The sequence below is a fragment of the Streptomyces botrytidirepellens genome, from assembly GCF_003721215.1.
In the GTDB taxonomy this organism is placed as follows: domain Bacteria; phylum Actinomycetota; class Actinomycetes; order Streptomycetales; family Streptomycetaceae; genus Streptomyces; species Streptomyces himastatinicus.
Map to the genome: position 1 here is coordinate 1 of NZ_RIBZ01000469.1, position 1,637 is coordinate 1,637.

Here is a 1,637-nt window from a genome sequence, read left to right on the forward strand (position 1 = left end):
CCAAAGCCCTCACTCCGCCCGCATTCACCACCCACTCATGAAACGAGCCCTCTGATGCCCACCTCCTTGACCGAGTGCCTGACCGAAATGCAGGGCGCCAAGTTCCACCCTGGCCACAGCCTCATCCTCGAACCGCCCGAGGGGCCGAGCGCCCTCGCCTGCACCTGCGGCGGTTTCCTCGAGCTCAAGCCGGACACCAGGTCCGCCCAAATCGTGCGCTACCGCGCCCACCTGGAGGAGGCCGTGCGAGAAGCCACCCCCTCCTAGACACCATCTGACGCCCATCGACCGTCACCCCTTGGTTGGCCAATAGCCTCTGACTCAGCCAAGGGGTGCTCTCTTCCCAACGGAAAGAAGCGCCACTCCACGCTCTTATCTCAACCCGCTACTTCAGTAGCTCTAGTACTCCGAGGTGCTCAAAGAGCTCGTCAGGAGCGGGCAAAGACTCCTCTGTGGTCTACATCCCCCGGCGCCAATGGGTACTCCTGGTCTCCGACATTCTGGACCAGCCGTCCAGGACCACCCGCCCACCGACTGGCCTCACCTAATGGGCGCCCCAGCGGTGAGGCGAGGCTCTCGTCCTTGCACGGCTAACCATGCGCAACCGCAGAGTCTCTCACGCTGGCACACAACCTCCCGGCAGCCCGAATACCAGGCATGCCGTGACCGGCAGCACATCGAATGCAAATGGCGGCCGATCCCAACTCGGCTCCCAGCAAACGGAGAGGCGCCGCATGAATCCCACTGCATCGTCCTGCGACGACATCGACGAGGAACTAGCCCTCTTCCCTGCACCTCCAACAGTTAAGTACCAGGACCCCGACCACCACGTCATTCAGTTCAGCGGTGGAGTCGGCTCGGCGCTTGTTGCACTCACCGTCGCCGAGCGGGTCGGGCCATCACGAATGACGCTTCTGATAGCCAATACACAGGTCGAAGACCCGGACCTGTGGAGATTCGCAAACGATCTTTCGAGCCTCATCGAGGTGCCTTTGGTGATTGTCGAAGACGGACGTGATCCCTGGCAGCTCTTCAAGGACGTCGGGTTCCTGGGCAACAATCTCTTCGCGCCGTGCACCAAATACCTCAAGCAGATCCCCTGCAGGAACTGGATGACGGAACACGCGCCCCCCGAGACGTCTATGGCGTACGTCGGAATCGAGCCGACCAAGAAGGACCGGCCCAGAGCGCAATCGATCATTCGGAACTGGGCGCCATGGCGAGTGGAGTTCCCCTTGCTCCATGGCCCGGACCGCCCCAAAGAAGACCTTCTGGCCGAACTGCGATCTCATGGCCTCAAGCCACCGCGACTCTACGAATTGGGGTTCCCCCATAACAACTGTGGCGGGTCCTGCATCAAGGCAGGACAAGGGCAATGGAAGCATCTCCTCGACGTCTTCCCGGAACGCTTCGCCAGGGCGGAGCGTGAAGAAGAAGCATTCCGAGCCCACCGCCAAAAGGAAGTGGCAATCCTGAAGCGTCGACGCGACAAGATCACTCGGCCGTTGACGCTCGCCGAGCTACGTCGCGAGTACGAACGCGACAAGGCGAATGCGAACATGGCCTCCGCGGCGAAGATCGTATAAGCGAAAAGCCTTCACGACATACGGGCATCGTGGCGGCCGCCACGATGCCCG

Annotated in this window: 2 protein-coding genes; both read left to right on the forward strand. The window is 61.6% G+C overall.

The window, feature by feature from the left end:
- Positions 1 to 54: 54 nt before the first annotated feature.
- Positions 55 to 267 (forward strand): hypothetical protein, encoded by a 213-nt coding sequence (locus EEJ42_RS31655; RefSeq protein WP_123105308.1) that lies wholly within the window; start codon positions 55 to 57, stop codon positions 265 to 267.
- Positions 268 to 662: 395 nt separating this feature from the next.
- Positions 663 to 1,586, forward strand: a complete 924-nt coding sequence (locus EEJ42_RS51255; protein WP_184503364.1) for an adenine nucleotide alpha hydrolase family protein — start codon at positions 663 to 665, stop codon at positions 1,584 to 1,586.
- Positions 1,587 to 1,637 lie beyond the last annotated feature (51 nt).

Bases quoted from the DNA above. Each gene is read 5' to 3' on its own strand.
- EEJ42_RS31655 (WP_123105308.1), top strand. From the start codon at position 55: ATGCCCACCTCCTTGACCGAGTGCCTGACCGAAATGCAGGGCGCCAAG.